Source organism: Rhizobium leguminosarum (assembly GCF_010668065.1).
In the GTDB taxonomy this organism is placed as follows: Bacteria; Pseudomonadota; Alphaproteobacteria; order Rhizobiales; family Rhizobiaceae; genus Rhizobium; species Rhizobium leguminosarum_S.
The window spans coordinates 228,241-243,234 of record NZ_WUEN01000004.1; the positions used below are offsets into that span (position 1 = coordinate 228,241).

General features: G+C 63.1%; 16 protein-coding genes and 1 pseudogene. 14 read left to right on the forward strand and 3 right to left on the reverse strand.

Annotated elements, in window-relative coordinates; genetic code table 11:
* Positions 1 to 49: 49 nt before the first annotated feature.
* Entirely contained in the window at positions 50 to 601 is a 552-nt protein-coding gene (locus GR198_RS13190) for a DUF924 family protein (RefSeq protein ID WP_164069107.1), read from the reverse strand.
* A gap of 71 nt (positions 602 to 672) precedes the next feature.
* Between GR198_RS13190 and GR198_RS36425 the strand changes: the two are divergent.
* Positions 673 to 802: pseudogene (locus tag GR198_RS36425) on the forward strand (endonuclease domain-containing protein); the annotation flags it as partial.
* 21 nt (positions 803 to 823) lie between these two features.
* Here the strand turns inward: GR198_RS36425 and GR198_RS13195 are convergent.
* Complete coding sequence (locus GR198_RS13195) at positions 824 to 1,888, reverse strand: sensor histidine kinase (protein ID WP_164069108.1); 1,065 nt, start codon at positions 1,886 to 1,888, stop codon at positions 824 to 826.
* 279 nt (positions 1,889 to 2,167) lie between these two features.
* Positions 2,168 to 3,613, reverse strand: coding sequence for an MFS transporter (locus tag GR198_RS13200; protein WP_029870655.1), 1,446 nt, complete (start codon positions 3,611 to 3,613; stop codon positions 2,168 to 2,170).
* 86 nt (positions 3,614 to 3,699) lie between these two features.
* Between GR198_RS13200 and GR198_RS13205 the strand changes: the two genes are divergently transcribed.
* From GR198_RS13205 to GR198_RS13265, 13 genes are all read left to right on the forward strand, one after another.
* Complete coding sequence (locus tag GR198_RS13205; RefSeq protein ID WP_155248889.1) at positions 3,700 to 4,077, forward strand: hypothetical protein; 378 nt, start codon at positions 3,700 to 3,702, stop codon at positions 4,075 to 4,077.
* A 105-nt stretch (positions 4,078 to 4,182) separates the two neighbouring features.
* Positions 4,183 to 5,508, forward strand: coding sequence for an ABC transporter substrate-binding protein (locus GR198_RS13210; protein ID WP_164069109.1), 1,326 nt, complete (start codon positions 4,183 to 4,185; stop codon positions 5,506 to 5,508).
* A gap of 123 nt (positions 5,509 to 5,631) precedes the next feature.
* Positions 5,632 to 6,600: a carbohydrate ABC transporter permease gene (locus tag GR198_RS13215; RefSeq protein ID WP_018074536.1), complete on the forward strand. Its 969-nt coding sequence runs from the start codon at positions 5,632 to 5,634 to the stop codon at positions 6,598 to 6,600.
* Complete coding sequence (locus tag GR198_RS13220; protein WP_017960896.1) at positions 6,597 to 7,550, forward strand: carbohydrate ABC transporter permease; 954 nt, start codon at positions 6,597 to 6,599, stop codon at positions 7,548 to 7,550. The genes GR198_RS13215 and GR198_RS13220 overlap by 4 nt, the downstream gene beginning before the upstream one ends.
* The gene (locus tag GR198_RS13225) at positions 7,547 to 7,759 is read left to right on the forward strand and encodes a hypothetical protein (RefSeq protein ID WP_164069110.1); all 213 of its coding nucleotides are present in this window, start codon (positions 7,547 to 7,549) and stop codon (positions 7,757 to 7,759) included. The genes GR198_RS13220 and GR198_RS13225 overlap by 4 nt, the downstream gene beginning before the upstream one ends.
* A 3-nt stretch (positions 7,760 to 7,762) precedes the next feature.
* On the forward strand, positions 7,763 to 8,860 hold the full coding sequence (locus GR198_RS13230) for an ABC transporter ATP-binding protein (RefSeq protein WP_164022565.1): 1,098 nt from the start codon (positions 7,763 to 7,765) through the stop codon (positions 8,858 to 8,860).
* Positions 8,853 to 9,881: an ABC transporter ATP-binding protein gene (locus GR198_RS13235; protein WP_164022564.1), complete on the forward strand. Its 1,029-nt coding sequence runs from the start codon at positions 8,853 to 8,855 to the stop codon at positions 9,879 to 9,881. Before GR198_RS13230 ends, GR198_RS13235 begins: the two co-directional genes overlap by 8 nt.
* Before the next feature lie 53 nt (positions 9,882 to 9,934).
* Positions 9,935 to 11,575 carry a dihydroxyacetone kinase subunit DhaK gene (locus GR198_RS13240; protein ID WP_164047722.1) on the forward strand — a complete coding sequence of 547 codons (1,641 nt, stop codon included), beginning with the start codon at positions 9,935 to 9,937 and terminating at the stop codon, positions 11,573 to 11,575.
* 46 nt (positions 11,576 to 11,621) lie between these two features.
* A complete protein-coding gene (dhaL, locus tag GR198_RS13245) occupies positions 11,622 to 12,242 on the forward strand; it encodes a dihydroxyacetone kinase subunit DhaL (protein ID WP_017994417.1) in 621 nt (206 codons plus the stop codon).
* The gene (gene dhaM, locus GR198_RS13250) at positions 12,239 to 12,637 is read left to right on the forward strand and encodes a dihydroxyacetone kinase phosphoryl donor subunit DhaM (protein ID WP_003540653.1); all 399 of its coding nucleotides are present in this window, start codon (positions 12,239 to 12,241) and stop codon (positions 12,635 to 12,637) included. The genes dhaL and dhaM overlap by 4 nt, the downstream gene beginning before the upstream one ends.
* Positions 12,637 to 12,981, forward strand: coding sequence for an HPr family phosphocarrier protein (locus GR198_RS13255; RefSeq protein ID WP_017994418.1), 345 nt, complete (start codon positions 12,637 to 12,639; stop codon positions 12,979 to 12,981). The genes dhaM and GR198_RS13255 overlap by 1 nt, the downstream gene beginning before the upstream one ends.
* Entirely contained in the window at positions 12,965 to 14,569 is a 1,605-nt protein-coding gene (locus GR198_RS13260; protein ID WP_029870647.1) for a putative PEP-binding protein, read from the forward strand. The genes GR198_RS13255 and GR198_RS13260 overlap by 17 nt, the downstream gene beginning before the upstream one ends.
* A 1-nt stretch (position 14,570) precedes the next feature.
* Positions 14,571 to 14,984 (forward strand): hypothetical protein, encoded by a 414-nt coding sequence (locus tag GR198_RS13265; RefSeq protein ID WP_011652427.1) that lies wholly within the window; start codon positions 14,571 to 14,573, stop codon positions 14,982 to 14,984.
* The last annotated feature ends 10 nt before the right edge of the window (positions 14,985 to 14,994 follow it).

The window sequence follows — 14,994 nt, forward strand, 5'->3', positions numbered from 1 at the left end:
TGTCTTAGTAAAGAAAGGCGACAGAAAGGCGGAAGCTCCCTGGAAACCCTCAGAAACCGGCATCGGGCCGGGAGAGATAGTCGCATTCCTCAGCCGTCGACTCGCGTCCGAGCATGGCATTGCGGTGCGGAAAGCGGCCGTAGGCGGCGATCACGTCGCGGTGGCGGATCGCATAATCGAGATATTCTTCATCGCCAAGCGCGGTAAACAACGCCACCGATCGCTCCTGCTCCCCAAGGTCCTCGGCATGTTCGAAGGGCATGTAGAAAAAGGTACGGCATGCGGCCTCGACCGCCCGATCGGCGCCCGATGCCAGCGCGAGCTTGGCTTCCCGAAGCGCCAGCCCATCGGTCGCAACGGCAAGCGCCGTGCCGCGATAGATGTTGCGAGGAAACTGGTCGAGCACGATCACAGCCGCCAGCCGGCTCTTCGCATCCGCCCGCCATTCGGCGCCAACATCCGCGGCAAGGGCCAGATGGGTATCGCGGAAGCCTTCGCGGATCTCCACGTCGAGTTCCGGCGTCGAGCGGAACCACAGCTCCCGGCCGCATCTGACGAACCAGAAATCATACGCTTCCTTAGGTGTGCGGATCCTCGCCATGTTTCCCCTTCCCTAGCGTTAGGCTTGATGATGCAGCTTCGGTAAATTATTGTAGGAAAAGGGATAACACCGTGCCGGGAGCCCCCTCATCCAGCTGCCGCCACCTTCTCCCCGCTGGGGAGAAGAGATTCGCGGCAACGTCTCGATTCCCCCTTCTCCCCTCGGGGAGAAGGTGCCCGTAGGGCGGATGAGGGCCACCCGGCACACCCTACGCTGCACTTCCTACTTCCCCTCATGCAACGAAAACACCAGCGTCGCCTTGGTTCCGTCGTGGCCGGGGTCATAGGCGAAATCGGATTTCAGGCTGGCGGCCATGGCCGTCAGAATGCGTGTGCCGAGGCCGGTTCCCCTGGCCGGGCTCGACGGGTCGAAACCGGCGCCGTCATCCTCGACGATGACGCGCAATGCCCCGTCCGTCTGGTCGACGATGACGCGGATCTCGCCCGGCACGTTGTCCGGATAGGCATATTTGAAGGCATTGGTGACGAGCTCGCTGACGATCAGCCCGAGCGTGATCACCTTGTCGGTCGCCAGATTGATCGGCTGCGCGGTGAGGACGATCCGGTGCGGCCGCCTGTCGTCGCGCATCGAGGTTTCGAGTTCGGTGAGCAGGCTGTTCAGATATTCATCGACCTGCACCGAGCCGACCTGGCGGTTGGTATAAAGCCGGCGGTGCACGCTGGCGATGGCGTTGATGCGCACCTGCGTTTCGTGCAGCGCGTCGATCGCAACCTGATCCGTGGTCATCGAGGATTGCATGCGGATCAGCGCGCCGACGAGGCCGAGGCTGTTGGCGATGCGGTGATTGACTTCGGTGAGCAGCATTTCGGCAAGGTCGCGCTGCTGGCGGATCACCTCCTGCGCCTGCGCCGTCTCGCGGCGAAAACGCGCCCGCTCCAGCGCCTGTTCGAGGGCGGCGGCGAGCAGGTCGAAATAATCGGCTGATATCCCCTTCAGCATGTAATCGTCGGCACCGGCCTTCAGCGCTGCGACCGCGATGCTGGTATCGTCCGAACCTGTCGCATAGATGACCGGCGGATGATCCCCCATCGCAGTGATGCAGGGCAGGATATCGAGGCCGGTTTCGCCCGCCAGGACATGATCGAGCACGACGGCGTCGATCCCGCCTTCGCCGAGTCTCGCAAGGCCTGCAGCGCCGCTCTCGGCCCACTCGACCGAAAAGCCGCGCCGGAGCAGGTTCTTCTGCATCAGCAGGGCAAGCCCCTCGTCGTCGTCGATATAGAGGATGTGGATCAGGGCATCCGCATCGCCGCTAGAATTGCTCATTCGGTCTCCCGGCGTTCTCTCGCAGCGACGACCGCCCGCAAGCGTCCGAGTCGTCCGCATGGCAATGTCGTATTGCATTGGCCACCTGGGGTAAACAGCGGTTATCCCTCGCTCTTGTCGCAGGCGGCGCGGAAGGAGGATGTCGGGAAGCCGGCATTTTCAGAACATGATCCTGGCCTGGGGAGGAACCCTATGGAAGCCGTTGAAGGAGATGGGAAAACGAAAAACCTGAAATGAGATGCATAAACGCCAAGCGGCCCGATTGGTTCCCGGGACAAGCTAATTTTTCTGGAATTTCCGATGGCCAGATACTTCGGCTCCCGCCTCTGCCGGTAATTGCAGAAAACGCAGCGACGAGACGACCCCGATCACGCCGACCACGATGAAAGCCCAGCGGAAATCGGCAAGGACGGGATTGTCGGCACCCCTGAGAGCCGAGGCGATGTTGAGCACGGCCGCCGCCACTGCCACGCCAAGCAGCATCGATACCTGCTGCAGCATGCTCGACAGTGTTGAGGCCGAGCTTCGCTGCGCCGGGCCGATATCGGCGAAGGCGAGCGTGTTCAAAGCGGTGAATTCCATCGACCGCGACAGGCCGGCGAGGAAAAGCAGAGCGTGGATGAAAAACGGCGGCGTCTGCGGCGAGAGGAAACCGCAGCCGACGATCGAAAGAGCGGCGATCAGCCCGTTGACCCCAAGCACCGCGCGAAAGCCGAAGAAGCGCAGCAGCGGCGTCGTCACCGCCTTCATGCTGAAATTGCCGAGGAAATAGACGAGCAGATAGGTGCCGGCGGCAATCGAGCTCAGGCCGAAGCCGAGCTGGAACAGCAGAGGCAGCAGGAACGGCGTCGCATTGATCGCCATCCGGCAGGCCGTGCCCGCCGACAGAGTCGACATCGAGAAGGTCTGGATGCGGAAGGCTGAAAGATCGAGCAGCGGATTGTCGACGGCGAGGAAATGCCGCGTCGCCATGACTGACAGCACGATGCCCGCCGCCAGCATGGATATGATGGGCAAAAGCCCGCCGTCCCATTTGACCGAGAGTTCGAGGGCGGCGAGCAGGAAGGTCAGGCCGGCGGCGCTCAACACAAAGCCCACGAGATCCAGCCGGCTGGGATTGGTCTCGCGCTGCTCCGGCACGAAACGCAGCACCAGCGCGATACCGAGAATGCCGATCGGGATATTGATGAGGAAGTTCCAGTGCCAGCTGGCATAGGTGGTGATGAAGCCGCCGAGCACCGGGCCGATCACCGGCGCCGTCAGCGCCGGCCAGGTGATCAGCGCGATCGCCTGGACGAGTTCCGACTTGCGGGCATTCTTCAGCACGATGATGCGCCCGACCGGCGTCATCAGCGCGCTGCCCGCCCCCTGCACGGCGCGCCACAGCACGAATTCCGCAAGACTGCCGGACAGCCCGCAGAACAGCGAGGCGCCGGTAAAGACGGCGATCGACATCAGGAAGATGCGGCGCGCGCCGAACCGATCGCCGAGCCAGCCCGACAGCGGAATGAAGGCGGCCATCGTCAGCATGTAAACGGTGATGCCGATGCTCATCGACACCGGCTGCACGCCGAAGCTCGCCGCCATCTGCGGCAGCGAGGTGGTGACGATCGTGCCGTCGAGGATCTGCATGAAGAACGAAACGGCAACGACCAGCGCCACGATCTTCGCCTGGCGGCCGCTCACGGCCTCTTGCCCATTCTCGCTCGTCTCTGCCGTCGTCATCGATCTGCCAATAAAAATTCCGGATGACGCGGCAGGCAAACGGGAAGGAAGCCGATCGGAGATCTGCCGCGCGGAGGAGCGCGGACATGGAAAGCCGCACACTGGCTGAATACGCCCGTTGCAGCCGGCCGGAAAGGCTAAATCTCGCACTGCGCGGGAATATTCCCGATGCGGCCCGATACGTCGCGGCATCGACCCAAGAAAGGATTCAAGAAAAAGGCCCCACCGAAGCGAGGCCAAGCTTGAACCGCTCCGGGGAAAAACAGGAGCGGCGTGCAGTCCATACCGTGCGATCGATGTCGCAGCGAGGCCAGATGTCGCTGCATCGGTACGCTCGCCAAGAATTTTTCGCGATCTGCCGAAAAAAGATCGCCGCCCAAAACTATCCGCCCACGGGACGCGACACCTGTCGCATTGCAACAACGATTGATGCTTGCAATGTTTATAAAAATAGATATCACTAAACATATTGCTAAACATGATGATTGAGGAGTTCATGTGAGCATTCTTTGAAGTGGGTGAACATGCGACGCCGGCGGGGAGCCGGCCCTTGGTTCTGGGAGGAACTTATGCAGAAAACATCGAAAGCCCTTTTCGGGCTGGCCACGGCATTCGTCATGTCGTCGGCATTGCCCAATCTCGCCAAAGCCGATGAACTGACGCTGTGCTGGGCCGCATGGGACCCCGCCAATGCGCTGGTCGAGCTGTCGAAGGATTTCACCGCAAAGACCGGCACGCAGATGAAGTTCGAATTCGTTCCCTGGACGAGTTACGCCGACCGCTTCCTCAACGAGCTGAATTCGCACGGCAAGCTCTGCGACCTCATCATCGGCGACAGCCAGTGGATCGGCGGATCGGCCGAGAATGGCCACTATGTCAAGCTCAACGACTTCTTCGACAAGGAAGGCATCAAGATGGATGACTTCGTGCCGGCGACCGTCGTCGGCTATTCGGAATGGCCGAAGAACACGCCGAACTACTGGGCGCTGCCTGCCATGGGCGACGTCGTCGGCTGGACCTACCGCAAGGACTGGTTCGAAAAGCCGGAACTGCAGAAGGAATTCAAGGAGAAGTACGGCCACGATCTCGCAGCCCCGAAGACCTACGACGAGCTGAAACAGATCGCCGAGTTCTTCCAGAAACGCGAGATTGACGGCAAGACCGTCTATGGCGCCTCGATCTATACCGAGCGCGGCTCCGAAGGCATCACCATGGGCGTCACCAACGTGCTCTACGACTGGGGCTTCCAGTACGAGAACCCTAAGAAGCCCTATGACATGGAAGGTTTCGTCAACTCGGACGATGCGGTGAAGGGCCTCGAATTCTACAAGTCGCTCTATGATTGCTGCACGCCGCCCGGCAGCTCCAACGTCTATATGGTCGAATCCGCCGACGCCTTCAAATCCGGCCAAGTCGCCATGCAGATGAACTTCGCCTTCACCTGGCCTGGCCTCTACAAGGACGAGAAGGTCGGCGGCGACAGGATCGGCTTCTTCCCCAATCCGGCTGAAAAGGCGCACTTCGCCCAGCTCGGCGGCCAGGGCATCTCGGTGGTCTCCTATTCCGACAAGCGCGACGCCGCCCTGCAATACATCAAATGGTTCGCACAGCCCGACGTGCAGGCCAAGTGGTGGGAACTCGGCGGTTTTTCATGCCTGAATTCGGTCGTCAACGCGCCGGGCTTTGCCAAGAGCCAGCCCTATGCCCAGGCCTTCCTGGACTCGATGGCGATCGTCAAGGACTTCTGGGCAGAGCCGAGCTACGCCTCGCTGCTGCAGGCCATGCAGAAGCGCGTCCATAACTACGTGGTCGCCGGCAACGGCACCCCCAAGGAAGCGCTCGACGGTCTGGTGAAAGACTGGAGCGACGTCTTCAAGGACGACGGCAAGATCTGACGCGTGGCATCCCTGATGCGCGCCATCCTCGACAGGATGGCGGCCCGGATCGGCAGACGAGCCGGGCCGCCAGATCTCTCATACCCCAAAAGACCCCGTACCCCAAAAAGACCAGGTGAAAACTTGACTATTTCCCATTCCTCCATCGTCGAGAAGGCAGCCGATGCGACTGCAAGGGCAACGCCCTCCTCGGTCGCCCGGCGCGTCCGCGGCCTCTCCGATAGGGCGATCGCCTGGCTGTTCATTGCGCCTGCCATCACCCTGCTCTTGGCGATCAATATCTTCCCACTGCTTTGGGCGGTCTATCTCTCCTTCACCAATTACCGCGCCAACCGGCCGAATGCGCCGGTCCAGGGTGTCGGCTTCGGAAATTACCAGCGCGTCCTCAACGATCCCGATATCTGGCAGGCGATGCAGACCACCGCGCATTTCGTTTTCTGGACAATCGTGCTGCAGACGGTGATCGGCTTTACACTCGCCTATCTGATCGACCGCAAGTTTCGCGGCCATGCCTTCTGGACGACGATCATCCTGATCCCGATGATGCTGTCGCCCGCCGTCGTCGGCAATTTCTGGCGCTTCCTCTACGAGCCTCAGATCGGCCTCTTCGCCTATGCCGTGTCGCTGGTCACGGGCATTCCGACATCGGATATCCAGATGCTCGGCAACGTGACGCTGGCGCCCTGGGCAATCATCATCGTCGATACCTGGATGTGGACGCCCTATGTGATGCTGATCTGCCTCGCCGGACTGCGCTCGATCCCCGACTATATCTACGAGGCGGCCGAGGTCGACCGCGCCTCGCCCTGGCGGCAGTTCTGGTCGATCACCGTGCCGATGGCCCTGCCCTTCATCATGCTCGCCGTGCTTTTCCGCGGCATCGAGAATTTCAAGATGTTCGACATGGTGACGCTGCTGACCGGCGGCGGTCCGGGCTCCGTCACCGAGGTCGCCTCGATCACGCTGAAGCGCGCTGCCTTTGAAAGCTGGGCGACCGGCCGGGCCTCGGCCTTCGCCATCATCCTCTTCGTCGCGGTGTTCGGCCTCGCCAACATCTACGTCAAGGCATTGAACAAGGTGAAGCAACGATGAGCGCCGCCAACTCAGCCCATTCGGTCGTCGAACCGAGCCTCTCCAGCAAGCGCATCGCCGGCACGATCGTCGTCCTCTATGCGCTGATCACTCTCATCCCGCTCGTCTGGATCTTCCTGACCAGCATCAAGTCACCGCCGGATTCGATCAGCTATCCCCCGAAGATCGTCTTCACCCCGTCGCTCGAAGGTTATTGCAACCTGTTCACGACGCGCACGCGCCAGACGCCTGATTATATCGCCTCGCTGCCGGCGCCGGTCGGCACCTGCGATGAGGTGACGCGCAAGCGCAACATGGTCATCGCCGGCCCGTCGAATTTCCTGCCGCGCTTCGTCAATTCGCTGGTGATTGCCTTCGGCTCCACCTTCCTCGCGGTCTTCCTCGGCACGCTCGCCGCCTATGGTTTTTCCCGCTTCAAGATACCGCTCGCCGACGACCTGATGTTCTTCATCCTGTCGACGCGCATGATGCCGCCGATCGCCGTCGCCATACCGATCTACCTGATGTATCGCGAGCTCGGCCTGTCGGACACGGCCTTGGGCATGATCCTACTCTACACCGCCGTCAACGTCTCGCTCGCGGTCTGGCTGCTCAAGGGTTTCATCGACGAAATCCCGCGCGAATACGAGGAAGCGGCGATGATCGACGGCTATACTCGCCTGCAGGCCTTCCGCAAGGTCGTGCTGCCGCAGGCAACGACGGGCATCGCCGCCACCGCGATCTTCTGCCTGATCTTCGCCTGGAATGAATATGCCTTCGCCGCGCTTCTGACATCGGGCGAGGCCCAGACCGCGCCGCCTTTCATCCCGACGATCATCGGCGAAGGCGGCCAAGACTGGCCGGCGGTCGCCGCCGGCACGACGATCTTCCTGATCCCGATCCTCGTCTTCACCATTCTCCTGCGCAAGCAGCTGCTGCGCGGCATCACCTTCGGAGCCGTCCGCAAATGAGCCACCTGATCGAAACACGCACCCCTGCCCGTCCGAAACAGCCGTTCTTCCTGCGCCGCGGCCCGATGGAAAACATCGCCACTGTGCTGATCGGGCTCGGATTCCTGATGCTGTTCCAGCCCTTCCTGCTGGTGCTCTACACCTATTCGCTGGTGACCCTGCTCATAGGCACCGTCATGTTCATCATCGTCTCGAAATTCCCGGGGTGAACCATGGCGGACATCCGGATTGAAAATCTCCGCAAGGAATTCGGCAGCTTCGTCGCCGTCGAGGATTCGAGCTTCACCGTCCATGACGGCGAGTTTCTGGCGCTGCTCGGTCCATCAGGCTGCGGCAAGACGACGACGCTTCGCATGATTGCCGGTCTCGAGCTGCCGTCGAGCGGCAAGATCTATCTCGACGGCGAGGACGTCACCTTCAACCGCGCCAGCGCCCGCGACATCGCCTTCGTCTTCCAACTCTTCGCGCTCTACCCGCATATGAACGTGCGCAAGAATATCGGCTTCCCGCTGCTGTCGCAGGGCATGCCCAAGGCCGAAATCCGTCAGCGCGTGGAAGAGACCGCCCGCCTGCTGCAGATCGACCATATTCTCAACCGCTCGGTCTCCGGCCTTGCCGGCGGCGACCGGCAGCGCGTGGCGCTCGGCCGCGCCATCGTCCGGCGTCCGAAGTGCTTCCTGATGGACGAGCCGCTCGGCACGCTCGACGCCGAGTTCCGCGAGATCATGGTCCATGAGCTGCGCGAACTGCACAACCGCATCCACGCCACCACCGTCTACGTCACCCATGACCAGCACGAGGCGATGGCGATGGCCGACAAGATCGCCGTCATGAACCATGGCGTCATCGAACAATTCGGTACGCCGCAGGAGATCTATGCAAAGCCGGCGACCATGTATGTCGCCGATTTCATCGGCTCGCCGCCGATGAACTTCATGCGCTTCACCTCGGGTCTGAAAAGCGGCGACCGTTCCATCCTGCTCGACGGCGTCGATGTCGCCGTTCCCGAGATCCATAAGGACATGGCCGAAAGCGAGCTGGCGCTCGGCGTGCGGCCGGAGCATATCCGCTTCAGCGACGCCTCGGCGCTTCGCGGCGCCGTCTATGGCAGCGAATATCTCGGCACCAACCAGGTCGTGGCTGTGGAAACACAGGGGGGGCTGATCAAGGCCCGCGTTCCCGCCAATCGCAGCTTCCAGATTGGCGAAAGGGTCGGCCTCGAATTCAACCCGGCGAAACTCGCGCTCTTCGACTGCACGTCCGGCCGCGCAGTGCCATCCTCGCTTTATCAGGAGACCCGGCATGGCTGATGTCGTCCTCAGGAACCTCGCCAAGCGCTTCGGCGACACCCAGGCTTTGGCCGACCTCGACCTTTCGATCCGCGACGGCGAGTTCGTCGTACTGCTCGGTCCCACAGGCGCCGGCAAGACCACGACGCTGCGGCTGATCGCCGGCCTCGAAAAGCCCGATAGCGGCGGCATCGAGATCGGCGGCCGCAATGTCGCCGCCGAAGCGCCCGCCGAACGCGACGTCGCCTTCGTCTTCCAGCAATATTCGCTCTATCCGCATATGACGGTTTACGAGAACCTCGCCTTCCCGCTGAAGGCGCCGGTCCGCAAGCTGAGCCCCCAGGAGATCGACCGGCGCGTGCGCGAAGTCGCGCGCATGGTCCGGATCGACCACAAGCTGGAGAACCGCTCGACGCGCCTTTCCGGCGGCGAGATGCAGCGTGTCGCGATCGGCCGGGCTCTTGTGCGCAAGCCGGCGATCTACCTGATGGACGAGCCGCTGTCCTCACTCGACGCCAAGCTGCGCGCCGAACTGCGCCTGGAGCTGAAACGCATCCAGAAGGAACTCGGCTCGACTTTACTCTATGTCACCCACGACCAGGTGGAAGCCATGACCATGGCCGACCGCATCGGCATCGTCGCCGAGGGACGGCTGATGCAAGTGGGAACGCCGCGCGAGATCTACGGCAATCCCGCCAACCTGCATGTCGCCGCCCGCCTCGGCCAGCCGCACATCAATCTTCTGCCGGCGGACCTCTTGCCGGGCGGCGGACCGCCGCCCGGCACGAAAACCGTCGGCGCGCGCACGGAGCATCTCGACATCATTGTCGGCAAAGACGCTAATGCCGAGATCGACTGGATCGAGCATCTGGGCGACCAGAACCATCTGCACATCAGGGTTGCCGATCCCAAGCAGCCCGCGCGGGATCACAAGCTCGTCACACTTGCAGATCCATATCTGGCGATCGCGCCGGGCGACCGGATCAGCCTGACGCTGCGCGATCCGCTTTATTTCGATGCGGCTGGACAGCGCCTTTCCTGACCGGCAAACAGACATGACCATGGCATGAAAAACAAACAGACGGGTCTCAATCGATGAAACACTTCTTCAACCGCAGGGAAAACATCGTCACCGAAGCCTTGGACGGTCTGCTTCTGACGAGCAGCAAGGGTCGCCTTGCCCGCCTCGACAGCTTTCCCGACATCAAGGTGATCCTGCGCGCGGACTGGGACAAGTCGAAGGTGGCGATCATATCCGGCGGCGGCGCCGGCCATGAGCCCTCCCATGCCGGCTTCGTCGGTAAGGGCATGCTGACGGCTGCCGTATCCGGCGAGATTTTCGCCTCGCCGAGCGTCGATGCCGTGCTGACGGCGATCCGCGCCGTGACCGGCGAAAAGGGCGCCCTGCTGATCGTCAAGAACTACACCGGCGACCGGCTGAATTTCGGCCTCGCCGCCGAAAAGGCGCGCACCGAAGGTTTCGACGTTGAAATGGTCATCGTCGCCGACGACATCGCCATCCCCGAGATCAACCAGCCCCGCGGTGTCGCCGGCACGCTCTTCGTCCACAAGATCGCTGGCTATCACGCCGAAAGGGGCGAGGACCTGAAGACGGTCGCAGCCCATGCCGCCGCGGCAGCCGGCGACATCGCCTCGCTCGGTATGTCGCTTTCCACCTGCAGCGTACCCGGTCAGGCGCATGAGGACCGTCTCGGCGAGAACGAGGGCGAACTCGGCCTTGGCATCCATGGCGAGCCCGGCGTCGAACGCATCACTTTGCAGCCGGTCGCCGATATCGTCGCCACCATGGTGGCGCGCCTGTCGCCTGCGCTGCGCGAAGGGGCAAGCCATGCCCTCCTCATCAACAATCTCGGCGCCGTGCCACCGCTCGAAATGACCGTCATCGCCAATGCCGTGCTGTCCTCGCCGCTTGGCCGCCGCGTCCGGCTGATCATCGGCCCGGCACCGATGATGACGGCGCTCAACATGAACGGCTTCTCGCTGTCGTTGATCCGGCTGGACGCCGTGCGCGAGGCAGCGCTGACGGCAGCGGTCGAGCCGCATGCCTGGATGCCGGCCGTCGAACGCCACGAGATCCAGATCATCGCCGCACCGAGAACATCAGCCGGATTGAACGGCGCGGCTATTGCTGGAGACAACCTTCGCAACCGACGCCTGATTACGGCGCTCTGCGAGCATCTGATCTCGCAGGAAAGCGAACTCAACCGGCTGGATGGCCGCGTCGGCGACGGTGATACCGGCTCGACGGTGGCGACGGGCGCCCGCAGCGTGCTGGCCCGCCTCGACACACTGCCGCTCGACCGGCCGGCCGCAACCCTTGCCTCGCTTGGCGATATCCTCGGCACCAGCATGGGCGGATCGAGTGGCGTGCTGCTATCGATCTTCTTCACCGCCGCAGCAAAGGCGATGGCTGACAAGGCCGATATATCAGCAGCCCTTCTTGCCGGGCTCGACAGGATGACGTTCTATGGCGGAGCCGGAGTCGGCGACCGGACGATGGTCGATGCGTTGTCGCCTGCCCTGCAGGCGCTCGCATCCGGCGATGTCGCCGCCGCGGCAAAGGCTGCGGCAGCGGGGGCGGAGTCGACGAAGGCGATGACGAAGGCGAAAGCCGGACGCGCCTCCTATGTCGGCGAAAGGGATCTGGCGGGCGTTGCCGATCCCGGCGCCGTCGCGGTTGCCGGCGCGTTCGGTGTGGCGGCAAGCCTCGCCTGACCGATGTGACGTTTGAAAGCCCGCGGGAGGCGCGGCGACTAGGAGGATGGCAGTGCAGGCGGAACCGGTGCTTGTGGCAGGATTGATCGAGGTGTGCCGCGCGACGATCGCGGCAAACAGCGATCACCTCTGCGCGCTCGATCGCGCCATCGGCGATGGTGATCACGGAACCAACATGCGGCGCGGCTGTGAGGCAGTGAGCGCCGAAGGCGAAAGCCTGTCCAGCCTGCCCTTCCCCGACGCCATGGAAAAGATCGGCCTGACGCTGGTGATGAATGTCGGCGGTGCCGCCGGGCCACTCTACGGCACGCTGCTGATGGAGATCGGCCGCGAGCTTCGCAAAAGCAACGAGAAAGCCGATTTTTCCCTCGTGCTGAAACAGGCAATCGACGCCGTCGCAAGGCGCGGGCGGGCGCATGCCGGCGACAAGACGCTGCTCGACGTGCTCTATCCCGTGCATGCCGCGCTGGAGAAGCGGTCTCCACTCGGTGACGTCGCCCGCAAGGCCGAACGTTCTGCCAGCCGCACGGCTGACATGAAGGCGATGCGCGGGCGCGCGGCCTATCTCGGCGACCGCTCGATCGGCCATGTCGATCCCGGCGCGTCGAGCTGCGCGCTGCTGACCACGGCGATCTGCCGCTATCTCGGGGAGCATCGTCCGCAATGAATGGAAAGACCGCAAATGTGGGTATCGTGATCGTCTCCCACTCGCCGCTGGTGGCAAGGGGGATCGCCGATATGGTGCGACAGATGGTGGGCGACAGCGTGCCGCTCGCCTGGTCGGGCGGCAATGTCCATGGCGAACTCGGCACCGATGCCGGCGGTATCCTCAGGGCGATCGAGGCCGCTTGGTCCGATGCCGGCGTCGCCGTCTTCGTCGATCTCGGCGGTGCTGAAACCAACAGCGAGATGGCGATCGAAATGCTGGGCCTTCCCCGCGCAGCCCTCGTCTCCATCTGCAACGCGCCTTTGGTTGAAGGCGCCGTCATCGCCGCCGCCGAGGCGTCGGGGGGCGCGTCGCTGGCCAAGGTCGTCGCCACAGCCGAGGAACTGTCCCCCTGATGACAACAGGATTGCGTAGTGAAAAACAGGAGCCCGATCCATTGCATGTGAATTGCCAGACGGAGGTAGAAGTCAAGCACGGCGTCGGGCTGCATGCCCGCCCCTCCGTCACCTTCACGCGGCTTGCCAAGTCCTTCCCCTGTTCGATCGAGATCGCCGTCAACGGCAGCGATGTCTGGCTGAACGGCAAGAGCATCATCAAGATCATGGGCGCGCGAATCCGAAAAGGGTCGATCCTTAGAATACGGGCCGACGGCATTCTCGCCGAAGAGGCGATCCGCGCCCTGAAGGAACTCATCGAGCGCAACTTCGATGAGGAAAAAAAACATGGCCGAACCGCTTAGACTGAAAGCCAAGAGCGCATCCCCGGGCATCGCATCCGGCCCGGCCTTTCTCGCGGAGGAGCCGAAGGCTCCTTCCGCTGCCGAGCAGCCGGACACCGCCCCTGCATCCCGAGCCGTCGGGGGATACGGCGCGCTGGAGAAGGCGATCGACATCTCGATCAGCGAACTCGAGCACCTTGCCGATGGAGCCGACGCCGAAAGCCGGGATATCATCGATTTCCAGATCGAGGTGCTGCGCGATCCGACGATCGCGGAAGCGACCGGCGCACGCCTGGAAGCCGACGAGAATGTCGTCTTTGCCTGGGTCGCCACCCTCGACGCCTATATCGGCGAACTCGAAGCGGCCGATGAAGAGCAGATGCGGGCACGCGCCGTCGATATTCTCGACATCAAGAACCGCGTGCTCGGCGCGCTCGCCGGCACCCCAATTGCCGATTTCCCGCCCGGCTCGGTCTTCGTCGGCAAGGACATGGAGCCGAGCCGCTTTCTCGCCCATGACTGGTCGAAAGGCGGCGGCATCGCGCTGTTCGCAGGCAGCACCGCCGGCCATGTCGCCCTGCTCGCCCGGGCGAAATCGGTGCCGATGGTGATCGGCACAGGCCGCTTTTCAGCCGCAGACGGAGATCCTGTCAGCGTGGATGGCAACGCCGGTGCGGTCATCCTGCAGGCGGGCAGCATGCTGATCCCGCCGCTCGCGCCTGCACAAGAACCCGCCGGCGACACGCAAACCACCGGCGGCGAGTTGCGCACGGCGGACGGCGTGCCGATCCTGCTCTCGATCAACATCAACGATCCCGCCGAGATCGATGCGCTCGATCCGGCAACGGCAGGCGTCGGCCTGATGCGCTCGGAATTTTCGATAACCTCAGTGGCCGATGCCGCCAATGAGGAACAGCAGTTGGCGATCTATCGCCGCGTGCTGGAGCAGGCAGGCGACAGGCCGGTAACGATCCGCATGCTCGATATCGGCGGCGACAAGCCGCTCCCCGGCCTGGAAGATCTGCCGGCTCTTGCCTCGGGCCTACGCGGCATCCGACTGCTGCTTGCCCGGCCGGAAATCGCCCGCGTCCAAGCCCGCGCCCTGCTGCGCGCCGCCGTCTTCGGTAGGCTGTCCGTAATGCTGCCGATGGTGACCTTTCCCGACGAAATCGACAGGATGCGCGACATCTTCCGGGAGGAAGCCGAAAAGCTCGGCCGCCGCGCCCTGCACCACCGAATGCCGCCGATCGGCATGATGGTGGAGGTGCCGGCTGCCGCTTTGATGCTCGACGCCTTCGGGGCGGCGGCATTCTTCTCGTTCGGAACCAACGACCTCACCCAATATCTTGCCGCCTCCGCCCGCGACGATATCGACGCCGATGCCGGCAAGGCTGCACCCGCCGTGCTCCGGCTGCTTGCCCAGGCGGTGAAGCTGACCGCCGGCAAGCCAGTCAGCATCTGCGGCGACATGGCCGGCAATCCGCACTATCTGCCCGGCCTGCTCGCCGCCGGTCTTAGGCATTTTTCCGTGGCGCCGGCCCGGCGTCCCGCGATAAGATCGGCGATCATCGGCCTCAACGCCGATGGCACAAAGGCTGCCGGAGAGTAGAATGGCGCGCGAAGACACCGAAGACGCCATTATCGCCTACAAGTCCATTCTGGCGCAGATCATCGACAACAGGCCATCCGGCACGCGCCAGCGCCTGGCGACGGCGCTTGGAAAACATCGCAGCTTCGTCACCCAGATCACCAGCCCGACCTATGCAACGCCGCTGCCGGCGCGCCATCTCGCCACCATCGTCCGCGTCTGCCATTTTAGCGCCGCCGAACAGGAGCGCTTTCTCGAAGCCTATCAGGCCGCCCATCCCGGCAAGCTGCCGGACCTCGGCCATTCCGAGAAATTGCGGCACCTTTCGCTGATGGTGCCCGACTTCGGCGACGACAGGAAAAACCGCCTATTGGAAGAGGCGATCTCCGATCTGGTGCAGAAGATCGTCGCGATTTCAGGGGCGAGTGAGCAGTGAGTAGTGAGCG

Bases quoted from the DNA above. Each gene is read 5' to 3' on its own strand.
- GR198_RS13255 (WP_017994418.1), top strand. From the start codon at position 12,637: ATGACAACAGGATTGCGTAGTGAAAAACAGGAGCCCGATCCATTGCAT.
- GR198_RS13240 (WP_164047722.1), top strand. From the start codon at position 9,935: ATGAAACACTTCTTCAACCGCAGGGAAAACATCGTCACCGAAGCCTTG.
- GR198_RS13210 (WP_164069109.1), top strand. From the start codon at position 4,183: ATGCAGAAAACATCGAAAGCCCTTTTCGGGCTGGCCACGGCATTCGTC.
- GR198_RS13260 (WP_029870647.1), top strand. From the start codon at position 12,965: ATGGCCGAACCGCTTAGACTGAAAGCCAAGAGCGCATCCCCGGGCATC.
- GR198_RS13205 (WP_155248889.1), top strand. From the start codon at position 3,700: ATGGAAAGCCGCACACTGGCTGAATACGCCCGTTGCAGCCGGCCGGAA.
- dhaL (WP_017994417.1), top strand. From the start codon at position 11,622: ATGGCAGTGCAGGCGGAACCGGTGCTTGTGGCAGGATTGATCGAGGTG.
- GR198_RS13200 (WP_029870655.1), bottom strand. From the start codon at position 3,613: ATGACGACGGCAGAGACGAGCGAGAATGGGCAAGAGGCCGTGAGCGGC.
- GR198_RS13220 (WP_017960896.1), top strand. From the start codon at position 6,597: ATGAGCGCCGCCAACTCAGCCCATTCGGTCGTCGAACCGAGCCTCTCC.
- GR198_RS13235 (WP_164022564.1), top strand. From the start codon at position 8,853: ATGGCTGATGTCGTCCTCAGGAACCTCGCCAAGCGCTTCGGCGACACC.
- GR198_RS13230 (WP_164022565.1), top strand. From the start codon at position 7,763: ATGGCGGACATCCGGATTGAAAATCTCCGCAAGGAATTCGGCAGCTTC.
- GR198_RS13195 (WP_164069108.1), bottom strand. From the start codon at position 1,888: ATGAGCAATTCTAGCGGCGATGCGGATGCCCTGATCCACATCCTCTAT.
- GR198_RS13265 (WP_011652427.1), top strand. From the start codon at position 14,571: ATGGCGCGCGAAGACACCGAAGACGCCATTATCGCCTACAAGTCCATT.
- GR198_RS13225 (WP_164069110.1), top strand. From the start codon at position 7,547: ATGAGCCACCTGATCGAAACACGCACCCCTGCCCGTCCGAAACAGCCG.
- dhaM (WP_003540653.1), top strand. From the start codon at position 12,239: ATGAATGGAAAGACCGCAAATGTGGGTATCGTGATCGTCTCCCACTCG.
- GR198_RS13190 (WP_164069107.1), bottom strand. From the start codon at position 601: ATGGCGAGGATCCGCACACCTAAGGAAGCGTATGATTTCTGGTTCGTC.